The organism is Clostridium sp. UBA3061, assembly GCF_002367465.1.
In the GTDB taxonomy this organism is placed as follows: Bacteria; Bacillota; Clostridia; order Clostridiales; family Clostridiaceae; genus Clostridium_J; species Clostridium_J sulfidigenes.
The window spans coordinates 104,898-131,568 of sequence record NZ_DFCF01000028.1; the positions used below are offsets into that span (position 1 = coordinate 104,898).

27 protein-coding genes and 2 other annotated features are annotated in these 26,671 nt (G+C 29.5%); of the genes, 10 read left to right on the plus strand and 17 right to left on the minus strand.

Annotated features, from left to right (window positions below; translation table 11 throughout):
* Window positions 1-197 precede the first annotated feature (197 nt).
* Window positions 198-2,129 (plus strand): YgiQ family radical SAM protein, encoded by a 1,932-nt coding sequence (locus tag B2P65_RS17740; RefSeq protein WP_346880645.1) that lies wholly within the window; start codon window positions 198-200, stop codon window positions 2,127-2,129.
* A gap of 81 nt (window positions 2,130-2,210) precedes the next feature.
* On the opposite strand, the gene B2P65_RS17745 is transcribed toward B2P65_RS17740, so the two are convergent.
* A complete protein-coding gene (locus tag B2P65_RS17745) occupies window positions 2,211-2,564 on the minus strand; it encodes a hypothetical protein (RefSeq protein ID WP_346878387.1) in 354 nt (117 codons plus the stop codon).
* 374 nt (window positions 2,565-2,938) lie between these two features.
* A complete protein-coding gene (locus B2P65_RS17750; RefSeq protein ID WP_346848965.1) occupies window positions 2,939-3,826 on the minus strand; it encodes a YegS/Rv2252/BmrU family lipid kinase in 888 nt (295 codons plus the stop codon).
* Between the two features lie 238 nt (window positions 3,827-4,064).
* On the opposite strand from B2P65_RS17750, the gene pssA reads away from it, so the two are divergent.
* Window positions 4,065-4,577, plus strand: coding sequence for a CDP-diacylglycerol--serine O-phosphatidyltransferase (gene pssA, locus B2P65_RS17755; protein ID WP_035132430.1), 513 nt, complete (start codon window positions 4,065-4,067; stop codon window positions 4,575-4,577).
* Window positions 4,578-4,636: 59 nt separating this feature from the next.
* On the opposite strand, the gene cax is transcribed toward pssA, so the two are convergent.
* The 4 genes from cax to B2P65_RS17775 all read right to left on the minus strand — a co-directional run bounded on the left by cax (window position 4,637) and on the right by B2P65_RS17775 (window position 9,349).
* Entirely contained in the window at window positions 4,637-5,722 is a 1,086-nt protein-coding gene (gene cax, locus B2P65_RS17760) for a calcium/proton exchanger (protein ID WP_346848964.1), read from the minus strand.
* A 118-nt stretch (window positions 5,723-5,840) separates the two neighbouring features.
* Window positions 5,841-6,719, minus strand: coding sequence for an L-serine ammonia-lyase, iron-sulfur-dependent, subunit alpha (gene sdaAA, locus B2P65_RS17765; protein WP_346848963.1), 879 nt, complete (start codon window positions 6,717-6,719; stop codon window positions 5,841-5,843).
* A 5-nt stretch (window positions 6,720-6,724) separates the two neighbouring features.
* Window positions 6,725-7,405, minus strand: a complete 681-nt coding sequence (gene sdaAB / locus B2P65_RS17770) for an L-serine ammonia-lyase, iron-sulfur-dependent subunit beta (protein ID WP_346848962.1) — start codon at window positions 7,403-7,405, stop codon at window positions 6,725-6,727.
* Window positions 7,406-7,693: 288 nt separating this feature from the next.
* On the minus strand, window positions 7,694-9,349 hold the full coding sequence (locus B2P65_RS17775; RefSeq protein WP_346880646.1) for a nucleoside kinase: 1,656 nt from the start codon (window positions 9,347-9,349) through the stop codon (window positions 7,694-7,696).
* Between the two features lie 226 nt (window positions 9,350-9,575).
* Between B2P65_RS17775 and B2P65_RS17780 the strand changes: the two genes are divergently transcribed.
* The 3 genes from B2P65_RS17780 to fba all read left to right on the plus strand — a co-directional run bounded on the left by B2P65_RS17780 (window position 9,576) and on the right by fba (window position 11,745).
* Window positions 9,576-10,286 carry a DUF421 domain-containing protein gene (locus tag B2P65_RS17780; RefSeq protein ID WP_346848960.1) on the plus strand — a complete coding sequence of 237 codons (711 nt, stop codon included), beginning with the start codon at window positions 9,576-9,578 and terminating at the stop codon, window positions 10,284-10,286.
* Window positions 10,287-10,303: 17 nt separating this feature from the next.
* A complete protein-coding gene (locus B2P65_RS17785; protein WP_150844052.1) occupies window positions 10,304-10,684 on the plus strand; it encodes a DUF4363 family protein in 381 nt (126 codons plus the stop codon).
* Window positions 10,685-10,797: 113 nt separating this feature from the next.
* Window positions 10,798-11,745 carry a class II fructose-1,6-bisphosphate aldolase gene (gene fba, locus B2P65_RS17790; RefSeq protein ID WP_035132444.1) on the plus strand — a complete coding sequence of 316 codons (948 nt, stop codon included), beginning with the start codon at window positions 10,798-10,800 and terminating at the stop codon, window positions 11,743-11,745.
* A gap of 45 nt (window positions 11,746-11,790) precedes the next feature.
* Here fba and B2P65_RS17795 read toward each other — a convergent pair whose 3' ends face one another.
* The gene (locus B2P65_RS17795; protein ID WP_346848959.1) at window positions 11,791-12,831 is read right to left on the minus strand and encodes a nucleoid-associated protein; all 1,041 of its coding nucleotides are present in this window, start codon (window positions 12,829-12,831) and stop codon (window positions 11,791-11,793) included.
* A gap of 183 nt (window positions 12,832-13,014) precedes the next feature.
* Here B2P65_RS17795 and B2P65_RS17800 point away from each other — a divergent pair, with 183 nt between their 5' ends.
* The 5 genes from B2P65_RS17800 (at window position 13,015) to leuS (ending at window position 18,342) form a co-directional block, all read left to right on the plus strand.
* Window positions 13,015-13,563, plus strand: coding sequence for a class IV adenylate cyclase (locus B2P65_RS17800; protein ID WP_346848958.1), 549 nt, complete (start codon window positions 13,015-13,017; stop codon window positions 13,561-13,563).
* Window positions 13,563-14,435: a DUF5685 family protein gene (locus tag B2P65_RS17805; protein WP_346877844.1), complete on the plus strand. Its 873-nt coding sequence runs from the start codon at window positions 13,563-13,565 to the stop codon at window positions 14,433-14,435. Before B2P65_RS17800 ends, B2P65_RS17805 begins: the two co-directional genes overlap by 1 nt.
* Complete coding sequence (locus B2P65_RS17810) at window positions 14,428-15,048, plus strand: J domain-containing protein (RefSeq protein WP_346848956.1); 621 nt, start codon at window positions 14,428-14,430, stop codon at window positions 15,046-15,048. The genes B2P65_RS17805 and B2P65_RS17810 overlap by 8 nt, the downstream gene beginning before the upstream one ends.
* A 12-nt stretch (window positions 15,049-15,060) precedes the next feature.
* A complete protein-coding gene (locus B2P65_RS17815; protein WP_346877846.1) occupies window positions 15,061-15,567 on the plus strand; it encodes a hypothetical protein in 507 nt (168 codons plus the stop codon).
* A 67-nt stretch (window positions 15,568-15,634) separates the two neighbouring features.
* Window positions 15,635-15,837: a binding site (T-box leader), on the plus strand.
* A gap of 66 nt (window positions 15,838-15,903) precedes the next feature.
* Complete coding sequence (leuS, locus tag B2P65_RS17820; RefSeq protein WP_346880647.1) at window positions 15,904-18,342, plus strand: leucine--tRNA ligase; 2,439 nt, start codon at window positions 15,904-15,906, stop codon at window positions 18,340-18,342.
* A gap of 77 nt (window positions 18,343-18,419) precedes the next feature.
* Here the strand turns inward: leuS and B2P65_RS17825 are convergent, their stop codons facing one another.
* From B2P65_RS17825 to B2P65_RS17870, 10 genes are all read right to left on the minus strand, one after another.
* Window positions 18,420-18,683, minus strand: a complete 264-nt coding sequence (locus B2P65_RS17825) for a hypothetical protein (RefSeq protein ID WP_346848953.1) — start codon at window positions 18,681-18,683, stop codon at window positions 18,420-18,422.
* Between the two features lie 93 nt (window positions 18,684-18,776).
* Entirely contained in the window at window positions 18,777-19,598 is an 822-nt protein-coding gene (locus tag B2P65_RS17830) for an MFS transporter (protein WP_346880648.1), read from the minus strand.
* Between the two features lie 309 nt (window positions 19,599-19,907).
* Window positions 19,908-20,318, minus strand: coding sequence for a carboxypeptidase-like regulatory domain-containing protein (locus tag B2P65_RS17835; protein ID WP_346880649.1), 411 nt, complete (start codon window positions 20,316-20,318; stop codon window positions 19,908-19,910).
* Window positions 20,319-20,383: 65 nt separating this feature from the next.
* Window positions 20,384-21,172, minus strand: coding sequence for a GTP pyrophosphokinase (locus B2P65_RS17840; RefSeq protein ID WP_035132458.1), 789 nt, complete (start codon window positions 21,170-21,172; stop codon window positions 20,384-20,386).
* A 102-nt stretch (window positions 21,173-21,274) separates the two neighbouring features.
* Entirely contained in the window at window positions 21,275-21,964 is a 690-nt protein-coding gene (locus tag B2P65_RS17845; RefSeq protein ID WP_346848950.1) for a metallophosphoesterase, read from the minus strand.
* Window positions 21,965-22,005: 41 nt separating this feature from the next.
* Window positions 22,006-22,272, minus strand: a complete 267-nt coding sequence (locus B2P65_RS17850; protein WP_346848949.1) for an EscU/YscU/HrcU family type III secretion system export apparatus switch protein — start codon at window positions 22,270-22,272, stop codon at window positions 22,006-22,008.
* A 16-nt stretch (window positions 22,273-22,288) separates the two neighbouring features.
* Entirely contained in the window at window positions 22,289-23,926 is a 1,638-nt protein-coding gene (locus B2P65_RS17855; RefSeq protein ID WP_346848948.1) for a hypothetical protein, read from the minus strand.
* A 101-nt stretch (window positions 23,927-24,027) separates the two neighbouring features.
* A complete protein-coding gene (gene tyrS, locus B2P65_RS17860; RefSeq protein ID WP_346848947.1) occupies window positions 24,028-25,257 on the minus strand; it encodes a tyrosine--tRNA ligase in 1,230 nt (409 codons plus the stop codon).
* A 103-nt stretch (window positions 25,258-25,360) separates the two neighbouring features.
* Window positions 25,361-25,585, minus strand: a binding site (T-box leader).
* A 68-nt stretch (window positions 25,586-25,653) separates the two neighbouring features.
* A complete protein-coding gene (locus B2P65_RS17865; RefSeq protein ID WP_346848946.1) occupies window positions 25,654-26,064 on the minus strand; it encodes a hypothetical protein in 411 nt (136 codons plus the stop codon).
* Between the two features lie 287 nt (window positions 26,065-26,351).
* Window positions 26,352-26,555: a heavy-metal-associated domain-containing protein gene (locus B2P65_RS17870; protein ID WP_035132469.1), complete on the minus strand. Its 204-nt coding sequence runs from the start codon at window positions 26,553-26,555 to the stop codon at window positions 26,352-26,354.
* Window positions 26,556-26,671 lie beyond the last annotated feature (116 nt).

Sequence of the window (26,671 nt, forward strand, 5' to 3'; positions counted from 1 at the left end):
TCTAAGTCAATCTAACTTTTATATAAAATTTTCCTATGATAGTCCTATTCATATTTGTCTCTTATTATGATAATATAGTTTAATGTACAAATTAGTGCGAGAAAGGAGGTATCTTATTATAAACTTGCTGATATTATTGTCATTAGTATTCTCTTTAAGAATTTAATTACTCGAAGTAAGTTTATATAAGAAAACCTATGAAAAGTAATACACAATTTTTACCTATTTCTAGAGAAGATATGAAAAAAAATCATATTTCTCAACTTGATTTTATAATAATAACTGGAGATGCATATATAGATCATCCATCCTTTGGAACTGCGATAATTGGAAGGCTTTTAGAAAGCGAAGGTTTTTCTGTGGGAATTATAGCTCAACCTAGTTGGGACTCTTGTGAAGACTTTAAAAAACTTGGTGAACCTAAATATGGATTTCTTATAAACTCCGGAAATATAGATTCTATGGTAAACCACTATACTGTTGCTAAAAAGAAAAGACATGATGATCTTTATTCTCCTGGTGGTAAGGGTCGTTATAGACCAAATAGAGCTGTTATAGTGTATTCAAACAGAGCTAGAGAAGCATATAAAAATACACCTATAATTATTGGTGGTATAGAAGCTAGTCTTAGAAGATTTGCCCACTATGACTATTGGGATGATAAAATTAGAAAAAGTATAATTCTTGATTCCAAGGCCGATCTTTTAATATATGGTATGGGTGAAAAACCTATAGTTGAAATTGCCAATTTATTAAGATATGGAAAACCAATTAATCATATTACTTCAGTTAGAGGAACTTCTTACGTGACCAATAAATTAGATGACATTAAAGACTATATATTGTTGCCTTCATTTGACGAAATTACTTCTGATAAAAAAGCTTATGCTAACAGCTATTTTCTTTCTTCTAGAGAACAAGACTCCGTATGGGGTAAGCCCTTAGTAGAGCCTTATGGTGATAGATTTGTAGTTCAGAATCCACCTCAAAAACCTTTAAGTACTAGGGAAATGGATAGGGTTTATAATTTACCTTATACTAGAACTTATCATCCTATTTATGAAGAAGCTGGTGGTATACCTGCTCTTAAAGAAGTTAAGTTTTCTATAACTAGTCATAGAGGTTGTTATGGAAGTTGTTCCTTTTGTGCTCTAACTTACCATCAAGGTAGAGTTATTCAAAATAGGAGTCAAGATTCTATAGTATCGGAAGCTAAACTTTTAACTGAAGATAAAGATTTTAAAGGATATATACATGATATTGGTGGTCCAACAGCTAATTTTAGACAGAGGGCTTGTAAAAAACAAATTGAACATGGAGTTTGTAAGGATAGGCAGTGTATGTTTCCTACACCTTGTAAAAACTTAATAGTAGATCATACTGAATATTTAAGTCTTCTAAAAAAAGTTAGAACCTTACCTAATGTAAAAAAAGTTTTTATTCGTTCTGGTATCAGATATGATTATCTAATATACGATAAAAATCCAAAATTTTTTAATGAACTATGTGAACACCATATAAGTGGTCAGCTAAAAGTAGCTCCTGAACATATAAGTGATAAGGTACTTTGTGAAATGGGTAAACCTTCTAAAGATGTTTACGAAAGGTTTATAACAAAATATCATGCCATTAATAAAAAATTAGGAAAGAAACAGTTTGTGGTACCCTATCTTATGTCTAGTCATCCTGGTAGTGATTTAAATGCTGCCATAGAGCTAGGACAATATATAAAATCCATGGGACATATGCCAGAACAAGTTCAAGACTTTTATCCTACACCAGGTAGTTTATCAACTACCATATATTATACTGGTATAAATCCATTTACTAATAAAAAAGTTTATGTAACCAAAAGTCAAAAGGAAAAAAATATGCAAAGAGCTCTTTTACAATTTGGGAACCCTGAAAATCACAATCTAGTTAAATCAGCTTTAACTAGTTGTCATAGAGAAGATTTAATAGGTAACGGTAAGAATTGTCTAATTCCAACTAATCCTATTATAAAAAGAAAGTCTTCTCAAACTCCTAATAATAAGGAAAAAAGTAATGTAAAGAACACTAATTTAAAAAAATCATCTAAAAATACTACCCCAAATAAAAGAGCTAAGAAAACTTCTTATAGAAAATAACTTATTATCATTCATCTAACTGATAAAGGCTATTTAAGATTTTAATTAAACATAAATCTCAAATAGCCTTTTATTTTATATCTATCTTATGCCTTTTACTATTCTCTGTTTAAAAGTTCTAATGCTTCCATAAAGTACTATCATCCATGATAAATCACCTAACAACAAATAACCTATATTCTCACTGCTTTGTAATGTTACTGCAGTGGTTCCTACAAATACTAGAGAAGCTATACCAATTAATGCTGCCCCCCACTTTACACTATGCTTATACCTAAAGCTTTTTATCCCCATAAAAAACGATAATCCATTAATACACAATAATATTTTATATGGTAACAGATTACTTAGAATAACATTATATCCATAGGATAATGATATATAATACTCCATAGGAACTTTAAACATACATATCAAATAAATAACTATGCCCATAATAAAAATTCCATAAAACCATTTTATATCCATCCTTGTATTTCTATAAAAAACATATAAACAAGTATATATAATTATAGGAATATATATAATGTTTAAAAACACTAAATTCTTCATTAAGTATACACTTTTCATGTTATCTGCTAGAAGAAGCACTAGTAAGCTAACTATTCTTAATATAATTAGGATAAAAGATATGGTAAGTACTTCTTTTATTTTAACAGGGCAATACCTTATGCTTGAGGTTATAGACTCATAACTCAAAAATATCATGGCTAAAATTAAAAACAAATATATATAAATATTCAATATCCACACTCCAAAATAATAATTATATTTATATATATTACTTTTTTATATGTTTTATGAAAACATTACTCCTCTTTGCATCCTATTATTTTAATAGACCTACGTTCGCAGGTGATTTTAAGTGGAAAATCAGGGCCTTTTTCTCCATCAATATCTGTAGCTATATTCTCATCACAATCTATGGTTAGCTCTTTACATTTGAAATAAAGTATTCCATCCATATCAGCAACTTGACCCTTTTTCATCATAATAATTAAATTATTAAAAGCATTTTTCAAAATTTCCTTTTTTATAACAACCACATCTAATAATCCATCATCTGCTTCTGAGTAATCTGCAAATTTAATATTTCCTGCTGTTTGACCATTAAATACTAGTATAGTATATATTTTACCTTCAAAATTTACTACTGGAGAAGTAATCTTAACATCTATTTTTTTTAGATTTTTAACCTCTTCTGCAGCTTTTACATAATAAGCCAGCTTTCCCATTGTGTTTTTAAGACTATTATCAGTTTTTTGAGATATATCTGTAAACAGTCCTGCACTAGCTACATTTACAAAGTATTTATCATTTATTCTACCAAGATCAAAACGCTTGACCTTCCCATCTAAAATTTGCTTACAAGAAGCAGATATATCATTAGGCACTCCTAAGTATTTAGCAAAATCATTAGCTGTACCTACTGGTAAAAAGCCTACAGGAATATCTACGTTATTTTGCTTCATCTTATTTATTACTGAATCAATAGTCCCATCTCCACCTGCTATTAGTATATACTTATAGCTTTCATCTATTTCAATGAGCGCATCTCTAATATCAGAATCATGACTAATTCTAAAAGGTTCTATAGTATATCCATACTGTTGATGAATTTTGATTACCTTATCTATGTTGTTTATTATTGAATTTTCTCCCGAGTAAGGATTATAAATAAATTTAACTCTTTTCATAATTTCCTCCTATATTATTTATAAACAATATAACTTAATTATGCCCATGAATATTATTTATAATTATATATAATACTTTATTTACCTTAATCTATATCATATTACCATTTTAAAAACCTTTTTTCAAATTTTAAAATTTATTCATGCTTTTTTATATTTAACAATTAATTTTTACTTTCACTGCATATATATTTTACAATGGTAACCAAAATGTATATAATAAAATAGAGGTGATAGTGTGAATAAATCTATTATCCCAAATTCTATGACTTTGGGTAACTTAATTTGTGGAGTTTTATCAATACAATTTACTATAAATAATGATTTTACTACAGCTGGAATTTTAATCTTATTAGGAGGAATCCTTGATAGATACGATGGTACTGTAGCACGTTTTTTAAACACTCATAGTGAACTGGGAAAAGAACTTGATTCTCTAGCGGACTTAGTTTCCTTTGGCGTAGCTCCATCAATTTTAGCCTTTTCCCTATATGGATTTAGTAATTTTGGACTTTTAGGTAAAATTTTATTAGTATTATTCCCTGTGGCAGGAGCTTTTCGTTTAGCTAGATATAATTGTACAGATTTTAATAATGTTTTTACTGGCATACCTATAACTATAGCTGGTAGTTTACTAGCTGTACTTGAGATTTTTTCTACGGTAAGACCCATCCCATCAATCATTCCAATGGTATTTATGACATTGCTTTCATACCTTATGGTTAGTCATTTTCAAATTAAGAAAAAATAAAATAGTAATATTAAAAGCGACTATNNATAGTCGCTTTTAATATTACTCATGAATATATTCTAAACCACATAATAGTATGAAAGAGTAACCACTAAATATACTGCTATAAGTAACGCCCCTTCAAACCAATAGGTCTTACCATCTTGAAACACAAAATAAGACATTCCCATAGCTATAGACATGGTTACTATTTGAAAAGTTGAAAACAGTAGGTTTACTTGGAACCCCATAAAGGAAGAGCAAATAACTAATATAGGAATCACAAACATAGTAATTTGTATACTAGAACCTATGGCAGTTTCTAGACTAGCATCTATTTTATTTTCTAAAGCACATACTATGCTTGATGCATTTTCACCAAAGGAGCCTAAAAGTGGAATCAATATTATTCCTAAAAATTCTTGTGAAACTTTATATTCTTCAACAATGGCATTTACACCACCAACTAATCTTTCACTTATAAAATATAAAAGTATAGTTACAATAATAATTAACCCAAATACTTTTCTAGTGTCGTTCTTATCACCATTCTTAGGTAACATTTTTTTTTCATCTAATATAAATAAATTACTATGGGTATATAAGGAAAATATTAGCCCTAATATATATACGCATATCAATACAACACCTATGATTAAACTTATTTTTTGAAAACTACCATTATCAACAATAGAGTATCTATTTAAAGCGGATACAATTATTATAGTAAACATAACTAAAAATAACATATTTAAATTTGTACGTGCAATTATTTTATTAAATTTTTGTTCCCTATATTTTATACCACCACAAAACACTGCAATTCCTAACCCCAGTAGCATATTTGTAATAACAGCACCTAAGAGCCCTGCCTTTGCCATGGAAATCATACCATACTTTATAGACCAAAGTCCCATCATAAGTTCTGGCACATTACCTGCTGTAGCTGAAATAAGGCCGCCTCTTTTTTCACCTATATAATCTGATATTTTTGAAGTTCCTCTTCCTAATAAAATGGCTAAAGGGATCATTACTAATGAATACATTATAACATTAATTATGTTAGAATTTATATTTATAAAAAGCAGTACAATAGAGATTAATACTATGGTTAATGTTACTACTTCTTCTTTTCCAATAAAATCTTTTTTCTTAAAGTCTTTCATATTTTCCTCCACAATATAACATAGATATATATTTACTCTATTCATTTCATAAAGAAACAGTTACACCTATATTTTTTACTAAAGGTGTAACTGTAATGAAATACTTTATTTTAGTTTTTTATTTATTAGAAAATACTTTTTCTTTTAACTTTTGACCACATGGAGTTACTGCAAGACCACCTAAGGCAGTTTCTCTTAATTCACTAGGCAAGGCTCTTCCTATTTTGTACATAGATATGACTGTATCATCAAAAGGAATCTTACTCTCAACACCTGCCATTGCCACGTCTGCCATGGTAAGGGCACTTACCGCTCCTGCTACATTTCTTTTAGCGCATGGTATCTCAACTAATCCCGCTATTGGATCACAAACTAAGCCTTCCACATTTTTTATTACCATAGCCCCTGCATCAAATGCCATTTTAGGAGTTCCTCCCATCATTTCTACAATGGCAGCTGCAGCCATAGCAGCTGCACTACCACATTCTGCTTGACATCCACCTTCAGCACCTGCTAGAGTTGCATTTTTAGCAATTAAAATCCCAACCCCCGAAGCTGTAAATAAAGCAGTTATCATTTCATCATCAGTTTTATTTAATTTCTCCCCTGCTGTAATAATAGCTGCAGGTATAATACCACAGCTCCCTGCAGTAGGTGCTGCTACTATTCTTCCCATGGCTGCATTAACCTCAGAACAAGATAATGCTCTTGCCATAGCTTTGACTATAAAATCACCACATAAGGTTTCTTTTTCTTGGAAGTACTTTCTAATCTTAGTTGCATCACCACCTATAAGACCGCTTATAGATATAATCTCTTTATCCATAGCTTCTTGAGTTGCAGACTTCATAACTTTTAGATTTTCTCTCATCATTTCAATTAATTTTTCCCTAGAAGTTTCTGAAGATTCCAGTTCCTCTCTTATAGTATATTCTGCAATGGTTATGTTCTCTTTATTACATAATTCAATTATTTCTGTTGCCTTTGATAAAAACATTAAAGCTACTCTCCTTTCATTGGTGGTAATATTTCCTCTACATTTTTCACATTTTCTATCTTTCTTATTTTATCTACCACTTGATGATTCACTATCCCATCAGTTTCAACCACCGTTGAAGCTTCTAATCCCTTAGCTTTTCTATATACATTCATTGAAGCTATATTTATATTTTCATTAAATAAAAGATTGCTAACATTATATATCATTCCTGGTACATCGAGATGAGTAATTATAATAGTTGGATATTCTCCTGTAAAATGGATGCTTTGTCCATCTAATTCGAATATAACAATATTTCCTCCGCCTATGGATGAACCTGTAACAGTGGTTTCTATTCCTTTGGAATCCTTCATTACAAATTTAACTGTATTAGGATGTACATCACCTAGATCCGTTTCTTCAAAGGTAAATTTTACTCCTCTTTCTTCTGCTATAGTAAAAGACTCTTTTAATCTATAATCCCAGGGATCCATTCCTAAAATTCCAGCTACTAGTGCCCTATCTGTACCATGTCCTTTATAAGTTTTTCCAAAGGAGCCATGAAGTAAAAATTTAACTTCCCTAACATCATCTTCTGCAATCTTTGCAGCTAATTTTGCAAGTCTTGCAGCTCCTGCTGTATGTGAGCTTGAAGGTCCAATCATTATAGGACCAAGAATGTCAAACACGCTATAACTTTTCATAATTTCCTCCTATAAAATACCACTATAGAATATACTAAAATTTATTATTTCATTGACTCCTGAATTAATAGTTATTACTTAGTATATCCATTTTATATAATACCATTAGTTAAAGATTAAAAATATGTAACTTTTAAATAAGAATTATGTAAAAATATATCTATAATATTTATACCATAAAACTTATTGACAATATATATATTTTTTCGATATAAATAGAGCTCGGTAATAGTGTTTTTTTGTACACCATTATTACCTAGCTCTATTTAATTAATATTCATTTTAAATTTAATATTGATAAAAACAACTTCCCCCTATAAATTCTGTAATTAAAGAATTTGTTGGAACAACATCCTTATCTACTTCTTTAAAAAAATGTAAAAATTCTATAAGTCTTCTTGCTTCATTGTAGACTGAACTTTCTGGTTTCACTTTATATAGCTCTTCTAATGCATATTTCTTTAAAACTGCTAACTCATATATAAGTGCTGAATTAAACATTACATCTGCATCTTCTTGATACGGAAATATATTCTTATCTTCTCCTCGTCTTATAGAAGACCACATTTTCAGTGTATATTCTACATCATATCCTCTTGACAAATAATCTCTAACTATTCTTCTAATCATCCTTACATCCGTTGTTGCTATTCTATTGTGAGCATCCATATTTATTTGAGTTAATGGACTAATATATACTTTAAATTTATAATTATGAGGAATTGAAGCTGTTAGGACTTCATTTAAGCCATGTATTCCCTCAATTACTATTACTCCCCTATCTGGAAGCTTCACTTTATTTCCTAACCACTCTCTTTTACCTGTTATAAAATTAAAGGTTGGAAGCTCAACTTCTTCTCCATTTAAAAGCATTTTTAGTTGTTCATTAAATAACTCTAAATCCAATGCAGTTATACTTTCAAAATCATATTCTCCAAATTCATCCTTTGGAGTAAGCTCTCTATCTATAAAATAGTCATCTAGTGATATTGGTACTGGAATTAATCCATTAACTCTCATTTGAATTCCCAACCTCTTACAAAATGTGGTTTTTCCTGAAGATGATGGCCCAGCTATTAATATTAACTTTATATCACGATTTTTCTTTATTTTATCAGCAATATTAGCTATTTTCTTTTCGTGCAAAGCTTCTGCAACTCGTACTAAAGTCACAATATCACCATGTTCTATCTCATCATTTAAAGCACCTACATGGGCTATATTTAGTATATCTCCCCATTTCTCAGCTTCATAGAATATCTTTGCTAACTTCCTATGTTTTTCAAATCGTGGAATTTGGGTTGGCTCTTCTTGAGTTGGAAATCTTAGAATAAACCCTGGATCATAGTAAATTAAATCAAAACATTTTAGTATATCTGTATTAGGTATCATTGGTCCATAAAAATAACCAATTTCTTCACCCAACTTATAAATTATTATACTGCTCTCATTTACATTTTTAAAAACACTAACCTTATCATCCATGCCAGCTTCTCTAAATAAATCTATAGCATCTTCCTTACTATAATTTTTCTTTTCAATTTCCATGTTAGCATCTACTATCTCAAGCATTCTCTTTTTTATGGCATATACATCATCTATGCTTAGATGTATGTCTTTATATATTTCACCAAATAATCCTTTACTTAAAGAATGTTCTATGGTTATTTTACTATCTGGAAATAAATCCTTGGTAGCTTTTATTAAAACAAATTGTAAACTTCTTATATAGCACATAATTCCTTGTTTATCTGTAATATCAACAAACTCTATATCACAATCCTTCTCAAGAACAGTTGATAACTCCCTAAGTTTACCGTCCACTTTAACCAAAACTATAGGTACTTTATTGTCATGGCCATATCTTTTTATCAAATTATAACACGTTATTCCTCTATGAACTTCTATGATTCTTTCTTCTATTCTTATCTTGATTTTATCCATACCCTCACCTCTATTATAATTATTTAGTTATCATATATTATTTCCTAATCCCTTAATTAACTAATAAAATCATAATCCTAATAAAATTTAAACTTAAATTATATTATATATTTGTATTACTTATTATATTACATAATTGTAAATATGAAACCAACAAACCACAAATAATTTATTATATTCTGTGCATACTATATTTAGCATTATATTAGAAATATAGGTGATATTTATGTTTATACTTATAATTAGAACAGTTATACTATATGTTTATTTAATTTTCATTATGCGAGTTATGGGTAAAAGACAGCTTGGACAGTTAGAACCTGTAGATTTTGTAGTTGCACTAATGATTTCTGAACTTGCAACTCTCCCTATGGGTGATAACCGAATTCCGCTAATATATGCTATAGTTCCTATAACTACTTTAGTTTTTCTTCAAGTAATGACTTCCTTTTTAGAACTTAAAAGTGAACACATTCGCTCTATTCTAAACGGTCAACCTAGTATACTTATAAAAGACGGACTAGTAAATGTGAAGGAATTAAAGCAAGTTAGATATAATCTTGATGACCTTTTAGGTGAGCTTAGACAAAATGGTTATTTTAATTTACAAGAAATACATTATGCAATTTTAGAAACTGATGGTTCTCTATCTATTGTTCCTTACAAAGACTATGAACCACCTACAAGGGAAGATTTTAATATAAAAATAGAAGATGAGCCTCTTCCCATTCCCGTAATATTAGATGGTGTTATAAACAAGGCCAATCTTAAGTCTATTAAAAAAGATAATTATTGGTTAGAAGAAAAACTAGCTAAAAATAATATTAAAAGCTATAAAGATGTGCTCATTGCAATAGTTTATTCAAATAACCAAAAGTTCTACTTTCAACTTAAAAATCAAACTACTAATGCTAGTGCTAATGAAAAAGAGAGTTAAGGAGGAGTTCCTATACAATGAAAAACATGATAGCAACATGCATCATCTTCTTTCTAATGATATTCATTCTTTTTTTTGCCAGCAAATATATAGTATTAACTTGTGATAAGCTTTTAGATGTTTCATCAGAAATAGAAGAAAACATAGTAAATGATAATTGGGATGAAAGCTATATGTTGTCTTTTGAATTGTTAAACATCTATGAAGGACACGTGGCAAACTTAACTTTATTTTTAAATCATACAGACTTTGATAACATTTATAGTGAAGTTATAAAGCTTAGTCAATATTCTAAATGCAAAAATAAAGATGAAGCTCTTTCATCTATTCACGTGGTAAAAACTTTAATTAACCAAGTAAAAGAATTAGAATCTATATCAATAGGAAACATTTTTTGATAAGTTTTTGGTTACGATTTCAAAATATGGTTTTCTATATAGCATTTAACTAAAGATTGAACTATAATAAAATTATAGACTTAATCTTATAAATAGAAGGGTGGAATAATGTTATGGCATTAGTAACTACTAAAGAAATGTTTAAAAAGGCTTTTGAAGGCAAATATGCTATAGGAGCTTTTAATATTAACAATATGGAGATAATTCAGGGAATTGTAGATGGAGCTAAAGCTCAAAACTCTGCTGTAATACTTCAATGCTCTAGTGGAGCTATAAAATATATGAGACCAGCTTATTTAAGACATATGGTACTTGCTGCTGTTGAGGAAAGTGGAGTTGATGTAGCTCTTCACCTAGACCACGGCGATTCTTTTGAACTTTGTAAAGAGTGTATAGACAATGGATTTACCTCTGTTATGTTTGATGGTTCTCACTATGATTATGAAGAAAACGTAAGACTTACAAAAGAAGTTGTAGAATATGCTCATGCTCATGGAGTTGTGGTAGAGGCTGAACTAGGTAAACTTGCTGGAGTTGAAGATGATGTAAATGTATCTGCTAAAGATGCTACTTACACTGATCCAGACCAAGCAGTTGACTTTGTTAAGAGAACTGGTGTTGATTCATTAGCAATAGCTATTGGAACAAGCCACGGTGCATACAAATTTAAAGGCGAAGCTAAACTTGACTTTGAAAGACTTGAAACAATAACAAGAAAATTAGAAGAAGTTGGTTTTGAAAAATATCCAATAGTTCTTCACGGTGCTTCTGCTGTAGATCCAAAATATGTTGAAATGTGTAATGAAAATGGTGGAGACATAAAAGGTGCTAAGGGAGTACCTGTAGAAATGCTAAGAAAAGCTTCATCTATGGCTGTTTGCAAAATTAACATGGATACAGACCTAAGACTTTGTGTTACAGGTTCTTGTAGAAAAGTATTTGCAGATAAACCAAGTGAGTTTGACCCAAGAAAATATCTTGGAGTAGCAAGAACTAATCTTCAACAATTGGTAGAAGATAAAATTACAACGGTTTTAGGTTCAATAGACTCAATGAAATAAGATAAAAAAAACATGGAACTTTTATTCCATGTTTTTTTATTTTATCTACTTTTCAGTATAATTGATAATATGTTTTATTATCATATTAATACTACCATCCCCGACTCTTTCAATTTCGAATCTATTAATATCATTATAAGCTTCTTCTGATATATATAAATCTATATCTTTATCTATTTTTAGCCTAACTCTCTTCAATTTCTTTTCTACCCACTGCTTATCTAAATCTACAGTTTCACTTACTCCACTTTCAATTGCAAAGGTTCTAAAGTTCTCTTTTAGAGACTGATTTTCTTTAAAAACTTCTTCTGCAAAATTATTCAAGTCTATAGAATCTTCTTCTCTGAGCCTCTTCTTAACTTCTCTACGTACTGTTTCTTGTCCTTCTGCATTTTCACTAAGGGCATTTTGAGTCCATTTTTCTGCTACTTTCAAAAACTGCTTTGTCTTATCTCTTTCATTTTCTACTATAGTACAGCCTAAATAATTATCTATAAAATAATTAGCTCCATATTCTTTATTTTCTTTATTGCTTTTACTTTGCTTATCAATTACTAATAAATCATAAGGATTATCACTAGCCATAGCCTTGATAAATGCACACTTTTGTATCCTTGAACTACTTGAAGGCAGTCCTGTAAATTGAGGTATTATATCTATTCCAATCTTTCCATCTACAAACTCTACATTGTGCATATAATTTTTAATATAATCCATCTTAAATATACCTATAAATGCTCCATACTCTGTAGTAAAGGATACAGTAAGCAAATCACAGGAAGGTATGCTCCCCTTTGATCTCATCAAGATAAACATCTGACTAGCTAACTCCTTAGATACATTTGTTAGATTATTTTCTCCATTCAAATATTCTTGACATACTTCCTTTACAATATTTCTCTCCTTATTAAAAATAGCATATTTAAGTTCCTCATCCTTTAAACATCTTTGAATGTGTTTAAAAATAAAAGTATACACCTCTTCTGCTAATTCTAAGGGATACTCATTTAAAACTGGCTCATCGGAATTGTTATCTAAAATATGAATAATAGCTTCATTTATATTAATTTCATTTATATACTCCATCACTTACCTCCATAAATTTTAGTATACATATCTTTATGTATATTTACTATTCTAGTATATCTACTATAGATTTTTAACAGTATAAGAATAATTATATATTTTTTTTTAACAATATCAATAAAATTTGTTATAATCTTAAACATAAGGTATAATGTCATCATTAAAGAAAAAGGGGTGCTATCCTTGGAAGAAATGGAAACTAGAATCTTAAAGATAGATGTAGATGAAATAAAATCTAAACTTAACAGTCTAGGCTGTGAAAAAGTTAAGGATGAAAATCAAGTTAATAACCTCTATGATTTTCCAGATAGAAGACTGCTAAGTAAAAAAGGTTATGCTAGAATTAGAATAGTGGAAGATAATTTAAATAATGTAATAATAAATTATATGACTACAAAAAAACTTCTAAGCCAAGAAAAGTATAAGGTTATGGAAGAAAATGAAATTGTTATAGACAATAGCACCATTGGAAGTCAAATCTTCACCTCCCTTGGTCTTGAGCTAGTAGCATCAATAAAAAAACATAGAGAAAGTTATAAATATAAGAATTCTCTTATTGAAATTGATATAAATGATAAGAGCTTTTGTCCCTTTCCTTATTTAGAAATAGAATCAACGGATGAGGAAGAAATAAAAGAAATTGTAGCTTTACTTGGATATACTATGGAGGATACCACCTCTAAAACAATCTTTGAAATATTAAATGGTGAAGGATCAGTAAAAGGAGTATAATGTTTGGTTATGTAACACCCTATAAAATGGAATTAAAAATTAAAGACTATGAAATGTTCAAAGCTTACTATTGTGGGTTATGTATATCTATAAAAAATAATTTTTCTAATTTATGCAGAATGACTTTAAATTATGATATGACTTTTTTAGGTATACTTTTGGATAGTTTAGAATACAGTAAACATAAGTATGTAGTTACTAAATGTATAGCTCATCCTATGAAAAAAAAGCCTAAGGTTATAGGTAATAGAGCTTTAGATTATGCTGCCTTTTGTAACGTGTCCCTAGTATACTACAAATTATTAGATGATTATAATGATGATAATTCTCTAAGTAAAAAGTTTATTTCTATGTACATAAAAAAATTTATAAATAAATCTAAAGAGGACTTATCTCCAATTTTAGTTAATATAGAAGAAAATATAAATAAATTAAGTTCTCTTGAAAAATCTCAGAATGTGATATCTATTGATGAACTCAGTGACCCTTTTGCTTCTTTAACAGCTTTTATAATCTCTTACTATTATAAAAATGAAAACTTTTTTAATGATTTATATAACTTAGGATATAATCTAGGGAGATGGATTTATATAATAGATGCCTTTGATGATTTAAAGGAAGATATGGAGAAACATAAATTTAACGCCATTAACAAAGCCTTCAATGTTGAAAACCTACCCTATGAAGACTTAATTATTAAAGAGGGCAATAGAATAGAATTTAACCTAATAATGAGTGCGAATTCTACTTCTGAAGCTTTAGATAAACTTCCTATAAATAAAAATAAAGACTTACTATTTAATATTTTACAATTAGGACTTATGAATAAAATAGAAACTATAAAATCAAGGAGTGACAAAAAACATGAATAATCCTTATGAAGTACTTGGAGTTAAAGAAAATGCCTCTCAAGATGAAATCAAAAAAGCTTATAGAGAGCTAGTAAAACAATATCATCCAGACAAGTATGTTAATAACCCGCTAAAAGATTTAGCAGAAGAAAAACTTAGAGAGATAAACGAAGCTTATGACGTATTAAGTAAAAAAGGTAATACTAGTAATGGATCTTCTAGCTATGGAAATCCTTCCTCAACCTATGGTGGTGGTTCTAACAGCTACAATGATCCTAATCTTCAATCTGTTAGAATGGATATTAATAGAGGAAATATAGGCGGCGCAGAATCGAAACTTAATGCTATGACTAATAAAACTGCTGAATGGAACTTTTTAATGGGGGTTGTACATCTTAGAAAAGGTTGGTACGATAGCGCAAATAATTTAATAAATACTGCTTGTAGAATGGATCCTAATAACTTTGAATATAGACAAATGCTTAATCAATTAAATCATACACAAAATAACTATAGAAGTACCTATTATGGTCAAAGAAATAGTTCTAATGACATGTGCAATACTTGCTTAAATATTTGGATGTTAGATACTTGTTGTGAATGTATGGGTGGAGATTGTATTAGTTGTTGTTAAAAGGAGGTTACTATGAAAGAAAATAAGGCTTCGAATATGGCAAAGGGCGGTATGCTTATTGCTTTCACTCTTATTATCTTGTATGCCGCTAATTTTATTACCTTTAACACTTTATTTTTATTAGGCTTAGCTTCAGCACTTATTCCCCTTGGAATACTTATTGCTGATATGAAAACTACTTTATTAGTATATATAGGCTCCTCTGTATTAGCTTATTTCATAATCCCAGACAAAACTCTTTGTCTTTTTTATGTGCTAATCTTTGGTCCCTATGGCATAGTAAAATTTTTTATAGAGCAAAAAAGAAATACAACTATAGAAATCATATTAAAACTAGTTTATTTTAATGTGATAACCTTTATATCATTTCTTTTATATAAACAATTATTTATGCCTACTATTGAACTACGATATCCTTTAATAATTATGTTTGTAGGTGGAAATGTGGCCTTCTTTATATTTGACTATGTTCTTACGGTATTCATAAATAGTGTGAGAACTAAAAAATTCAAATTTTAGGGATATAATATTCAAATCCCTTGACATTTACTTCACTCTTAATGTATAATTTTTAAAAACTAAATTATTTATTGCAGTGATGAGGAGTAGTAATATAATTACTTATTTAAAGAGAGCTACAGCTTGGTGTAATGTAGTAATAAGCTTATATGAACTTGCCTGGGAGCTTACTTGTTAAAAGCAAGTACGGATTTAACCGTTATATTATCAAGGGAGACCTTTATGGTCTAAATAGAGTGGTACCGCGGAATTATAGTTTTCGTCTCTTTCATAAGAGATGAAAGCTTTTTTTTATTTAAAATAATATTTGATATTTATCAAACAAGGAGGATTACTATGGCTAGATATGGAACTGCTACAGATAAAAAATGGCAGGAAAAATGGGAAGAAACAAACCTATATAAATTCGATGAAAACAATATGGATAAAAAATTGTACGTTCTTGAAATGTTCTCATACCCTTCAGGAAGCCAATTACATGCAGGACACTGGTTTAACTACGGACCAGTAGATTCATGGGCTAGAATGAAGAGAATGCAAGGATATAATGTATTCCAACCAATGGGATTTGATGCTTTTGGTCTTCCAGCAGAAAACTTTGCTATTAAAACTGGTATACATCCTAAAGACTCTACTGATAAAAATATTGAAACTATGGAAAAACAACTTAAAGCAATGGGTGCAATGTTCAACTGGGAAAATGAAGTTGTTACTTGTAGACCAGATTATTATAAGTGGACCCAATGGTTATTCCTAAAATTGTATGAAAAAGGTCTTGCTTACAGAAAAAATGCTCCAGTAAACTGGTGCCCTAGCTGTAACACAGTACTTGCAAATGAGCAAGTTGTAGAAGGTCATTGTGAAAGATGTGAAAGTGAAGTAACAAAGAAAAACTTAACTCAATGGTTCCTTAAAATCACAGACTATGCAGATGAGCTTTTAGAAAAACTTGATGGTCTTGATTGGCCAGAAAAAACTAAAGCTATGCAAAAACACTGGATTGGAAGATCAACTGGTTCAGAAGTAACTTTTAAAGTTAAGGATTCTAATATTGAATTCAACACATTTACCACAAGAGTTGATACTTTATTTGGAGTTAGCTACGTTGTTCTTGCTCCTGAAAATGAATTAGTTGAAAAGCTTACTACAGAAGAAAATAAGGCTGCTATTGAAGCTTATAAAGAAACATCTGCAAAGCAAAGTGATATAGAAAGACAGTCTATCTCTAGAGAAAAAACAGGAGTATTCACTGGTTCCTATGCTATAAATCCTATAAATGGCCGTGAGATTCCAATATGGGTTGGAGACTATGTACTTAATACTTATGGTACAGGTGCAGTAATGGCAGTTCCAGCTCATGATGACCGTGACTATACTTTTGCACAAAAATATAATCTTCCAATAGAGAGAGTTATAGAAGGTGGAGATGCTCTTCCATTTACTGAATATGGCCCAATGATAAATAGTGGAAAATTTGATGGTCTTAAAGGAGAAGAAGCTAAGGATGCAGTGGTTACTGAACTTGAAAAGTTAGGTCTTGGTAAAAAACAAATTAACTACAGACTACGTGACTGGCTAGTATCTAGACAAAGATATTGGGGTGCTCCAATTCCAATGATTCACTGTGACAAGTGTGGAACTGTTCCAGTGCCAGAAGCTCAATTACCTGTAGAACTTCCATACAATGTAGAGTTTGCACCAGATGGAAAATCTCCTCTTGCAAAATCTGAAGACTTTATAAATGCAACTTGTCCTAAGTGTGGAGGTGCTGCACACCGTGATGAAGATACTTTAGATACCTTTGTATGTTCATCTTTCTATTATTTGAGATATGCAGATAATAAAAATAGTGAAAAAGCATTTGATAGTGAAATAATAAATAAGATGCTTCCAGTAGATAAATATGTAGGTGGTCCTGAACATGCTTGTATGCACCTTCTATATGCAAGATTTATCACTAAGGCTCTTAGAGATATGGGACTTCTAAACTTTGATGAACCATTCCTATCATTAACTCACCAAGGCTTAATCCTAGGACCAGATGGACAGAAAATGAGTAAGTCTAAAGGTAATACAATATCTCCTGATGACTACATCAAAGAATATGGTTCTGACGTATTTAGAATGTACCTAATGTTTGGATTTGGATACACTGATGGCGGAGCTTGGAGTGATGATGGATTAAAATCTATTGGTAGATTTGTAGATAGAATAGAAAGAATTCTTGAAACATCAATTTCAGAAATTAACTGTAACAAGTCTTCTAAAAATGTAATAGAAGCACCTGAAAAAGAGCTTAACTATTGGAGACACTTCGCAATTAGAGGTGTTAGTGAGGATGCTGAAAAGCTTCAATTCAACACTGCCATTGCAAGACTTATGGAGTTTACCAATGCTCTTAATAAGTATCTAAATGAAGCTGTTAAAAATACTGATTTCTTAAAAGAAGTATTAGTTGATTATATTAAGCTTTTAGCTCCTTTTGCTCCTCACTTCAGTGAAGAACAATGGGAAAACCTTGGAATGGGTTACTCAGTATTTAATGAAAAATGGCCAGAATTTAATCCAGCTGCTTTAGTTAAAGATGAAGTAGAAATTGCTATTCAAATTAATGGTAAAATTAAAGCAAAAATAAATGTTGCAACTTCTTCTTCTGAGGATGAAATAAAAGAAGCATCTTTAAATGATGAAACGATAAAATCTAACCTTGAAGGAAAAACTGTAAGAAAAGTTATAGTTATTAAAGGTAGACTTGTAAATATAGTAGCTAATTAATCACAGAAATAAGGAATAGATTGCTCCTGCTAATCTATTCCTTATTTTTAATAAAATAAAGTATAAAGTTTTTAACCTTAACCTACGTTATTAATATTTTGTTCATAGCTATTACTATTAACATTATTTGAAAAAAGTTTGTATATTACTAAACCACAAAGAAGGAATACTACTCCTGTTATTATAAATACATTTACTATTGAAATGGAATCTATAGCCCATCCACAAATTGAAGACATTATAGGTGAAGATGCTAATATAACTGTTGATGAAAGTGCTCCTACCCTACCATAGTAGCTAACATCACAAGTCTTTTGGATGTCTGTAGATGCCCACATCATTATTATAGAACCAATAATAAAAACATGGCTAATGCTATATACCTATGATTAAATAGACATACTAATAATACCCAAATTCCCATTATAGTAAAACTATATAAGTATGCACTTCTCAACTTTAAATTTTTCTTCACTAACATAGGCCCCCAATATAGTTCCAATGGAGAATGTTGTCATAAAATATCCAGACCAAGCTTCTCCAAGACTTAAATGAACATCACTAAAAATAGGTAAAAATGATGTTAAAGGAATTATTCCACAATTTATTATAAATATAACTATAAGCATTATAGTTATGTGTTTATTTGAAGCTATATACTTTCCAGCATACCTTAAATCAAATAATATTTCTTTTGGATTTGTAATATTTTTATTCTCAACCTTAGGAAGGGATATAATTAGTGCAGCAATAGCTGATATAAAAAATGTTACTGCATCTATAATAAATAATATTTCTTTGTTTAAAGCTACCATAATAACCCCTGCTAGAGCATAACCTATAGACCTCATTATAGAATTAGTGGTGGTAGTTAAACTATTTACAAGAGGTAAATCCTCTTTAGGTGTTATTTGAATACTTGCTACTCCATAGCATGGCTCATAAAAACTCTCAGCTATTGATGCTACACTTGCTAGAATATAAATATGCCATAAACTTATTATATTAAAATACATAAATACTGGAATCAATATTAAGGCTACTGCCCTCACTAATTCACATATAAACATTATTGCTTTTTTATTGTATCTATCTACAATTACTCCTGCAATTGGTCCTATAACTATATTAGGAATTCCACTAAATAACATAACTGTTCCCATAGCAAGTCCAGACCATGTTAATTCATACACTAAATACATAAGTGCTAAGCTTTCAATAGCATCACCAAATCTAGATAAAGCTCTTGAATCCATAAAATCATAATACTTCTGTTTCGTAATATTCTATTCATATGCTTCCTCCCTTATTTCATCTCTCACAATATATTTTACATATTTTTAACTAATTGTAAAATACCATATATACATATATATATATATATATGTATGTAACTAATTTATATATAATTATATAACATAAATGCATTAATTCTCACTTATGCTATAAAATCTATTTTGTTTTTTAATATTCTTACAAAGAACATTAAAAAGTTTTAGCAAAAAGAGTATTCTATGAATAAGTTAGGACATAAAGTTAAAAAACAGAGGAAAATCTCCTCTGTTTTATTTTTCACTATGATTTATTGGTAATTTTCTTTCACTATTATCAGAATTTTTACCTTCTCTTATGGTTATGCAACTATGTCTTGCTTCTTTATCTTTTATGGTAACAGGCCTAACATAAATATCATCATGCCATATTTTTATTAGATAGGTCTTATTTGGTGGTAATGGACCAAATAAAAATTGACCATATTCATCTGTAAAAGTATGGGTTATAGGTAGTATACTTAATGGGTCATTTGGATCTTCAAGTATGATTAACTTTACTACTGCATTACTAATTGGTTTATTATTTTTATCAATTACTCTACCATAGATAACACCTCTGTTATCATCACCAGTTTCAACCTTAGCATCTACATACTTATCTCCATAAGTAGTTGATTGAAATTTAATTAATTGCTCACTCATTTTATACCTCATGAAATATTGCTTATATCATCATATGAGGAATATAAAACTTTTGTACCAATGAATTATTTGTACCTTTCAAGAACCTTTTTAGTTTCTTCTAATAGGCTTGTAAGTTCAAATACATCTCCTACTTCTAATAACTTATTAAGCTCTTCTGTAAACCTTGATGCTTCTCCAGTTTTCCCTAGGGAAGATATAGTTAATATATTTTCCACTATATTACTTACTAAAGAAGATTTTACCTCAAATAGCTTTTGAGCATCCTTTATTTCATCTTTTATTGCTAACATTTCTGTATCTAAGTTAAAGGCTGCATCTGCTGCACTTTTAAGCTTTCCTTTAATGTCTATTGGTATAGCATGCTTATATTTATAATTTAAAGAATGTTCCACTGTAGCCCAGAAGTTCATTGCCAAAGTTCTTATTTGAAATTCAGCAAGCACTTCACACATTCCAGATGCCATATTTACTGGATACTTTATAATCATATGATAACTTCTATAACCACTAGATTTTACATTAGTAACATAATCTTTTTCATAAATTATATGCATGTCTTTTCTTTCACGTATTATATTTACTACTTTATCTATATCATCTACAAATTGGCACATGATTCTCAGTCCAGCAATGTCTTCCATTTCATACTGGATTCTATCTAAAGGTATATCAAATTTATTAGCTTTCTCTAGTATACTGGAAACCTCTTTAACCCTACCCGTTACAAATTCAATAGGTGAGTATTCATTTTTCTTTCTTAATTCTCTTCTTATACTTCTAAACTTTACTTTTAATTCCTCTACTGCTTGGTCGTATGGAATTAAAAAACTCTTCCACTCAATAACTGCCATATATGTCATTCCTTTACTAACCAATTCTATTAATCCGTATTTAATTATATCATATAATGGTATTTTTTATGGTATTTTATATGACTTTTATTGAATTTTTTATTAATCTAAAATCTTAATAGGAGCAAAATCTATATAATCACAGGATGTTAAAATATACTCAACCCCATCTTTTTCTCCTTCAAAGACATTTAAAAGTCCTCCACCATGAAGATGTCCATAGATTACCTTATCCACGTTATATTCCTTAAACATTTCTAAAAATTCATTTTCCTGCATATTAGGAAATATAGGTGGATAATGAATCATACATATTATTTTTTTAAAACCACTTTTTATTGCTGCATCTATGGAAAATCTTAATCTTATAAGTTCTCTATCATAGATTTTTTTATCGTGAGAATTAAATTTGGGATTATTCTTTAAAATCCATCCCCGACTTCCACATATAGCATAATCCTCATATACGAAAAAATTATTTTGGATAAACTCCATCCTCTGAAACATAGAATTAAGCTTAGTAATTCCAGTCCACCAATAGTCATGGTTTCCCCTAACAAATATTTTTCTCCCCGGAAGATTATTTATAAATTCTAAATCAGCCTTGCCATTTTCCATATTCATAGACCATGAAATATCCCCTGCTACTAATACTGTATCTTCATCTTTCACAATTCTAATCCAATTTTCTTTTATTTTTTCATCATGATTGCTCCATTTTTCCCCAAATATATCCATAGGCTTTTCTCCTGTGGAGGCTAGATGAAGATCTGAAATTGCATATAATGCCACTTAACCACCTACTATCTATTTCATAATCTTTTTATTTAAATTTATTTGTACTTATTATCTATCTCCATAACATAGGCTATAACCTTTGCCACTACATCATAAAGCTCATAAGGAATTTCACTATCTATATCCACTTTAGTAAGCATATCTGCAAGTTCATCATTATATACAATAGGTACATCACTTTTTTCTGCTTCTTCAAGGATTTTATCAGCTACATTACCCATACCTGCTGCTGTAACCTTTGGAGCATTCTGCCCATATTCATATTTTAAAGCTGCTGCTTTTTTTCTCTTTCTATCTTCCATATAAGCACACTCCTAGCTAAACTCTAGTATTAATTGTAGTGAAATCATCATCTTCAAAGAAACTTCTGCAATTTGAAAAAGAAAAATCATGTTTTTTCTCTTTTATAAAAATATTAAACATATACTTACTATCCATTAAGTCGTTAATTAACTTTCCCTTAAATCTTTCTAATATCTTTACATATGTGGCTTCACTCTCTATTTCAATAGTGGCTGAATTTTTATTAACGGTTAAATAAGCATCTACCTTTTCCATATTTACAGTGGCTACACTAGCCGCTATTTTAATATTTTCAGTATCTAACTTTTTTCCTTTACTTCTTTCATCCTTAATAATCAGCTTACAATCATATTCCTTATCTTTCATATCCAGTGGAACATTAAGAAAATAATAATTATTATTTATTGTATTAAACATTTTAAACTCTTGAAACTTGGTTTCTAAGTTTTGAATCACATTATTAAAAGTACTAGTTTCTTTCTGGGATAACTTAATTAATTCCATTAAATCATTTTTTATAAAGGATATTTTTTCTCTTAATTCATCCTTTACCATATTGCTTGTTATACTTCTATCTACCATGATATCTGATTTAAGCTGCTTAAAGAGTTTATTAGTGCTATCTACTTCGTCATTGCCGTGAGATGCCATTTTCCCCAGTAGATCATCTTCATCATTGACTATTCCTATTGTTCTTTCATTTATAATATCATTAGAATGCTTTCCTTCTTTGTTTACCATCTTTTCTGAAGATAATATAGCTTCTTTATTTTCTAAGCTTTCCTTTATTGATACCATAGGTTGAGAACTATCTTTTTCAGAATATATTAATTTATCACCTTCAATGAAAGTTGAATTTCTATTAACAATAGCTTCTCCCTGTGTATCTTTATTAATATTGCCAATAATCTGCTCTTTAATAACATTGGTAGTTTCCTTTATCTCTGGTAAAATACTGTATTCATTAGATATAACCTTTGAAAAAGCTTTGATATTATGTTCATTTAGCTTTATATCTAGAGCTTTCATAACAAATACATCATCTATCTTTAAATTCTTGATTTCATTTAAAACTCTACCTAAAGTTTCTTTTATTTGTTTAGCTTCAGAACTATTATTTTGTATTCCTTTAGCTTCTATAAATTTATCAATGAATTTATTTAACTCCTTAGGAGAATTATTGCTTTGATCTATAAATTCCTTAAGTCCCTTAATTTCTAAAAGATTTTCTTCTGTAATTGGAATATTGTTCTTAAGCATAGATTTTAATATAGGCACATCCTCTTTGCCTACTGGAAAATCTAAATTCTTAAGTAGTTCTTCCATTAATGGATCTTTAATAGCTGAGTCACCATTGTTCCCAAGGCTATCTATAACATTTGATTCTAATATTCTAAGAAGGAATTTTCCTCCTTCAAATCCATCTAGTTGAAATTTAAACATATAATCATCTAAATTTTCTTGAAGTATCTCTCCATCTACCCTTGCCGGAAATACTCTTCCATCAAGTAACTTTATTATAACATCAGTTGTACTTCCCTCTAACCTTAAAATTCTAGCAGAAAATGAATCTCCTTTTTTAAAGGTGAGCTTGTTAAAATCATCTCTTGTTGTATAGTTTTGTACCATATTAATTTTCCATACATTTGACATAGACTTCACCCCCTATTAAACTAATCGTATCATTTTCATTTTAGTGAAGTATATTACAAAAACAATGAGTATACCATTAGGCATACTCATAATTTTTTTTACTAAGCTATCACTAATTTATAGAATTTTTTCTTTCCTCTTTTTATTAAGGCATATCCATCCTTTTCTAGGTAGCTTTCATTAAATATTTCATTAACATCTTCTATTTTTATATCATTTATAGTAAGTCCACCTTGCTCTATAAGTCTTCTTCCTTCTTTCTTAGATGGAACAATACCTGTTTGTGCTATTATATCAAGAATTAAAGCAGATTTCATATCTTCAGCAATTTCTACTGTAGGTACATTGCTCATGTCTACTCCACCACTAAATAGAGCTTCTGCAGCCTTTTTAGCTCCTTCTGCTTCTTCTTCTCCATGGATAAGTTTTGTAACCTCATAAGCAAGAACCTTTTTAGCTTCGTTAATTTCTGCTCCTTCTAAAGCTGAAAGTCTTCTTACTTCATCCATTGGAACAAATGTTAGTAGGCATAGACACTTCTCTACATCTGCATCATCAATGTTTCTCCAGTATTGGTAGAATTCAAATGGTGATGTTTTATTAGGATCAAGCCATACTGCCCCATTGGCTGTTTTACCCATCTTATTTCCTTCACTATTTGTAAGTAGTGAACATGTCATACCATAAGCTGATTTACCTTCTTTTCTTCTGATAAGTTCCATTCCAGCTAAGATATTTGACCACTGATCATCTCCACCTAATTCCATTGTGCAATCATACTTTTTATTCAATACGTAGAAATCATATCCTTGCATTAACATGTAGTTAAACTCTAAGAAGGATAATCCTTTTTCTAATCTTTGTTTAAAGCACTCAGCAGTAAGCATTCTATTAACTGAGAAGTGTGAACCTATATCTCTTATAAAATCCACATAATTTAAATCTAAAAGCCAGTCTGCATTATTTTCTAGGATTGCTTTATCATCACTAAAGTCTATTAGCCTTGAAAGTTGACCTTTTATACAAGATATATTGTGATCAATTTCCTCTTTAGTTAGCATTTTTCTCATATCTGTTCTACCTGATGGATCACCTATCATTGCAGTACCACCACCAACTAAAGCTATGGGTCTATGCCCTGCCTTTTGCATATGAGACATAAACATCATAGCAATAAAATGTCCTATATGAAGACTATCTGCTGTGGGATCAAATCCTATATAAAAAGTTACCTTTTCCTTTGCAAATATTTCTTTCATTTCTTCTTCATGTGTTAATTGCTTTAAAAATCCACGTTCCTTTAAAACGTCATATACATTGTAATTTTCCATAACTTCCTCCAACATCTTATAGTTTTTTTACTTTAATCTTCGGCTATGATTTCAATTTTAACAAATATAATTAAGAAACTAAAAAAGTCCCTAGTATAAAAATACTAGGGACGAAAATTTCCGTGGTACCACCCAAATTTATAATTTAAAATCTTTAAAAACATTTAAATTATTCTCTTCCTTAATAACGTTAGGAAACCGTAACAGCCTACTACTACTTCGACCTAAGACTCTAAAATGTATTTCATTAAAATCCTTTACTGATTTACACCACTCATCAGCTCTCTTTAAAATTCATTTAATTACTTCTTTTCTTCATCGTCTCTTACTATATTCTATTTTAAATACATATTACTATTATTATTATCATTTTTCAAGAGTAAATACTAATTTTCTCTAAACAACATATTTTTTAATAGTATCTGGTATATTATTTTCTTCACAACTAACGTTGGCATAAAAGTCAACTTTAAATTTTTCTGATAAATATTCTAATTTATTTAGTATTGAACCAAAATCATCCGCATCATTACATATGTCACTCAAAATACCGTCTATAAATATACTTTCCACATCATAGTCTTTAGATATTATGCCACATATAAAACCGTAAAAATCTTTGTAATTATGAATATTAAAGTCTTTAGAACATATAAACCTTATGTTCTTATGAATACGTAGGAGTCCTCTTGTGTCATCATCGATATACACTAGATTTCCTTTTGAGCTACTTACCTTTGAATTAGCTAAATTCATTAATGCTTTTGTTTTCCCAGAGCCTTTTTCTTTACAAAATACTTGAATCATTTTAAACGCCCCCAAACTTTTTAATAAAATACATTAACTTTAATAGTTATATTATATAATATTCAGAATATTTAATCAATAGTTCCTATTAACTTATATATTTCTGTTATTTTAATTATATGTGAATAATTATCACATTATTATTATTTTATATACATAATAGATTATTCTTAAATATACCTTCTTAAAACCATAGGTAATAAAAATGCCTTAAAGTTTACTTTCATAAAAATCTAGTAACCTTTAAGACATTTAATTATTTTTCTGTTATATAATTTATGGTAATTTTATTCTATGCCTACTACATCATATCCTTCTTCTTCTATAGTAGCTTTTAAAACATCATTACTTTCAGTAGCTTCTACTAAAGCATATTTCCCCTCTAAATTAACTTCTACTTCTGAAACTCCAGCTAACTCTTCTAGAGCATTTTTTACGTGAGCTACACAGTTTTTACAGCTCATTCCTTCAATTAATATTTTCTTTTTCATCGCTTTCTCCTCCTAAAATATATATTAGTATGATAATTTAATATTATCATTAAAATTATCAAATGCCTTTAAACCCTGATAAACAGAACAAATAGTTAACTATTTATATAGTTTCC

What these genes read in the sequence shown, in the direction of transcription:
- B2P65_RS17850 (WP_346848949.1), bottom strand. Translation starts at nt 22,272, where the DNA reads ATGGAAGATAGAAAGAGAAAAAAAGCAGCAGCTTTAAAATATGAATAT.
- B2P65_RS17780 (WP_346848960.1), top strand. Translation starts at nt 9,576, where the DNA reads ATGTTTATACTTATAATTAGAACAGTTATACTATATGTTTATTTAATT.
- B2P65_RS17825 (WP_346848953.1), bottom strand. Translation starts at nt 18,683, where the DNA reads ATGATGTGGGCATCTACAGACATCCAAAAGACTTGTGATGTTAGCTAC.
- B2P65_RS17805 (WP_346877844.1), top strand. Translation starts at nt 13,563, where the DNA reads ATGTTTGGTTATGTAACACCCTATAAAATGGAATTAAAAATTAAAGAC.
- B2P65_RS17810 (WP_346848956.1), top strand. Translation starts at nt 14,428, where the DNA reads ATGAATAATCCTTATGAAGTACTTGGAGTTAAAGAAAATGCCTCTCAA.
- B2P65_RS17840 (WP_035132458.1), bottom strand. Translation starts at nt 21,172, where the DNA reads ATGGCAGTTATTGAGTGGAAGAGTTTTTTAATTCCATACGACCAAGCA.
- sdaAB (WP_346848962.1), bottom strand. Translation starts at nt 7,405, where the DNA reads ATGAAAAGTTATAGCGTGTTTGACATTCTTGGTCCTATAATGATTGGA.
- B2P65_RS17795 (WP_346848959.1), bottom strand. Translation starts at nt 12,831, where the DNA reads ATGGAGTATATAAATGAAATTAATATAAATGAAGCTATTATTCATATT.
- B2P65_RS17855 (WP_346848948.1), bottom strand. Translation starts at nt 23,926, where the DNA reads ATGTCAAATGTATGGAAAATTAATATGGTACAAAACTATACAACAAGA.
- B2P65_RS17870 (WP_035132469.1), bottom strand. Translation starts at nt 26,555, where the DNA reads ATGAAAAAGAAAATATTAATTGAAGGAATGAGCTGTAAAAACTGTGTA.
- B2P65_RS17865 (WP_346848946.1), bottom strand. Translation starts at nt 26,064, where the DNA reads ATGATTCAAGTATTTTGTAAAGAAAAAGGCTCTGGGAAAACAAAAGCA.
- B2P65_RS17830 (WP_346880648.1), bottom strand. Translation starts at nt 19,598, where the DNA reads ATGGATTCAAGAGCTTTATCTAGATTTGGTGATGCTATTGAAAGCTTA.
- tyrS (WP_346848947.1), bottom strand. Translation starts at nt 25,257, where the DNA reads ATGGAAAATTACAATGTATATGACGTTTTAAAGGAACGTGGATTTTTA.
- B2P65_RS17750 (WP_346848965.1), bottom strand. Translation starts at nt 3,826, where the DNA reads ATGAAAAGAGTTAAATTTATTTATAATCCTTACTCGGGAGAAAATTCA.
- B2P65_RS17815 (WP_346877846.1), top strand. Translation starts at nt 15,061, where the DNA reads ATGAAAGAAAATAAGGCTTCGAATATGGCAAAGGGCGGTATGCTTATT.
- fba (WP_035132444.1), top strand. Translation starts at nt 10,798, where the DNA reads ATGGCATTAGTAACTACTAAAGAAATGTTTAAAAAGGCTTTTGAAGGC.
- cax (WP_346848964.1), bottom strand. Translation starts at nt 5,722, where the DNA reads ATGAAAGACTTTAAGAAAAAAGATTTTATTGGAAAAGAAGAAGTAGTA.
- B2P65_RS17835 (WP_346880649.1), bottom strand. Translation starts at nt 20,318, where the DNA reads ATGAGTGAGCAATTAATTAAATTTCAATCAACTACTTATGGAGATAAG.
- B2P65_RS17740 (WP_346880645.1), top strand. Translation starts at nt 198, where the DNA reads ATGAAAAGTAATACACAATTTTTACCTATTTCTAGAGAAGATATGAAA.
- B2P65_RS17785 (WP_150844052.1), top strand. Translation starts at nt 10,304, where the DNA reads ATGAAAAACATGATAGCAACATGCATCATCTTCTTTCTAATGATATTC.
- leuS (WP_346880647.1), top strand. Translation starts at nt 15,904, where the DNA reads ATGGCTAGATATGGAACTGCTACAGATAAAAAATGGCAGGAAAAATGG.
- sdaAA (WP_346848963.1), bottom strand. Translation starts at nt 6,719, where the DNA reads ATGTTTTTATCAAAGGCAACAGAAATAATTGAATTATGTAATAAAGAG.
- B2P65_RS17775 (WP_346880646.1), bottom strand. Translation starts at nt 9,349, where the DNA reads ATGGATAAAATCAAGATAAGAATAGAAGAAAGAATCATAGAAGTTCAT.
- B2P65_RS17745 (WP_346878387.1), bottom strand. Translation starts at nt 2,564, where the DNA reads ATGGGCATAGTTATTTATTTGATATGTATGTTTAAAGTTCCTATGGAG.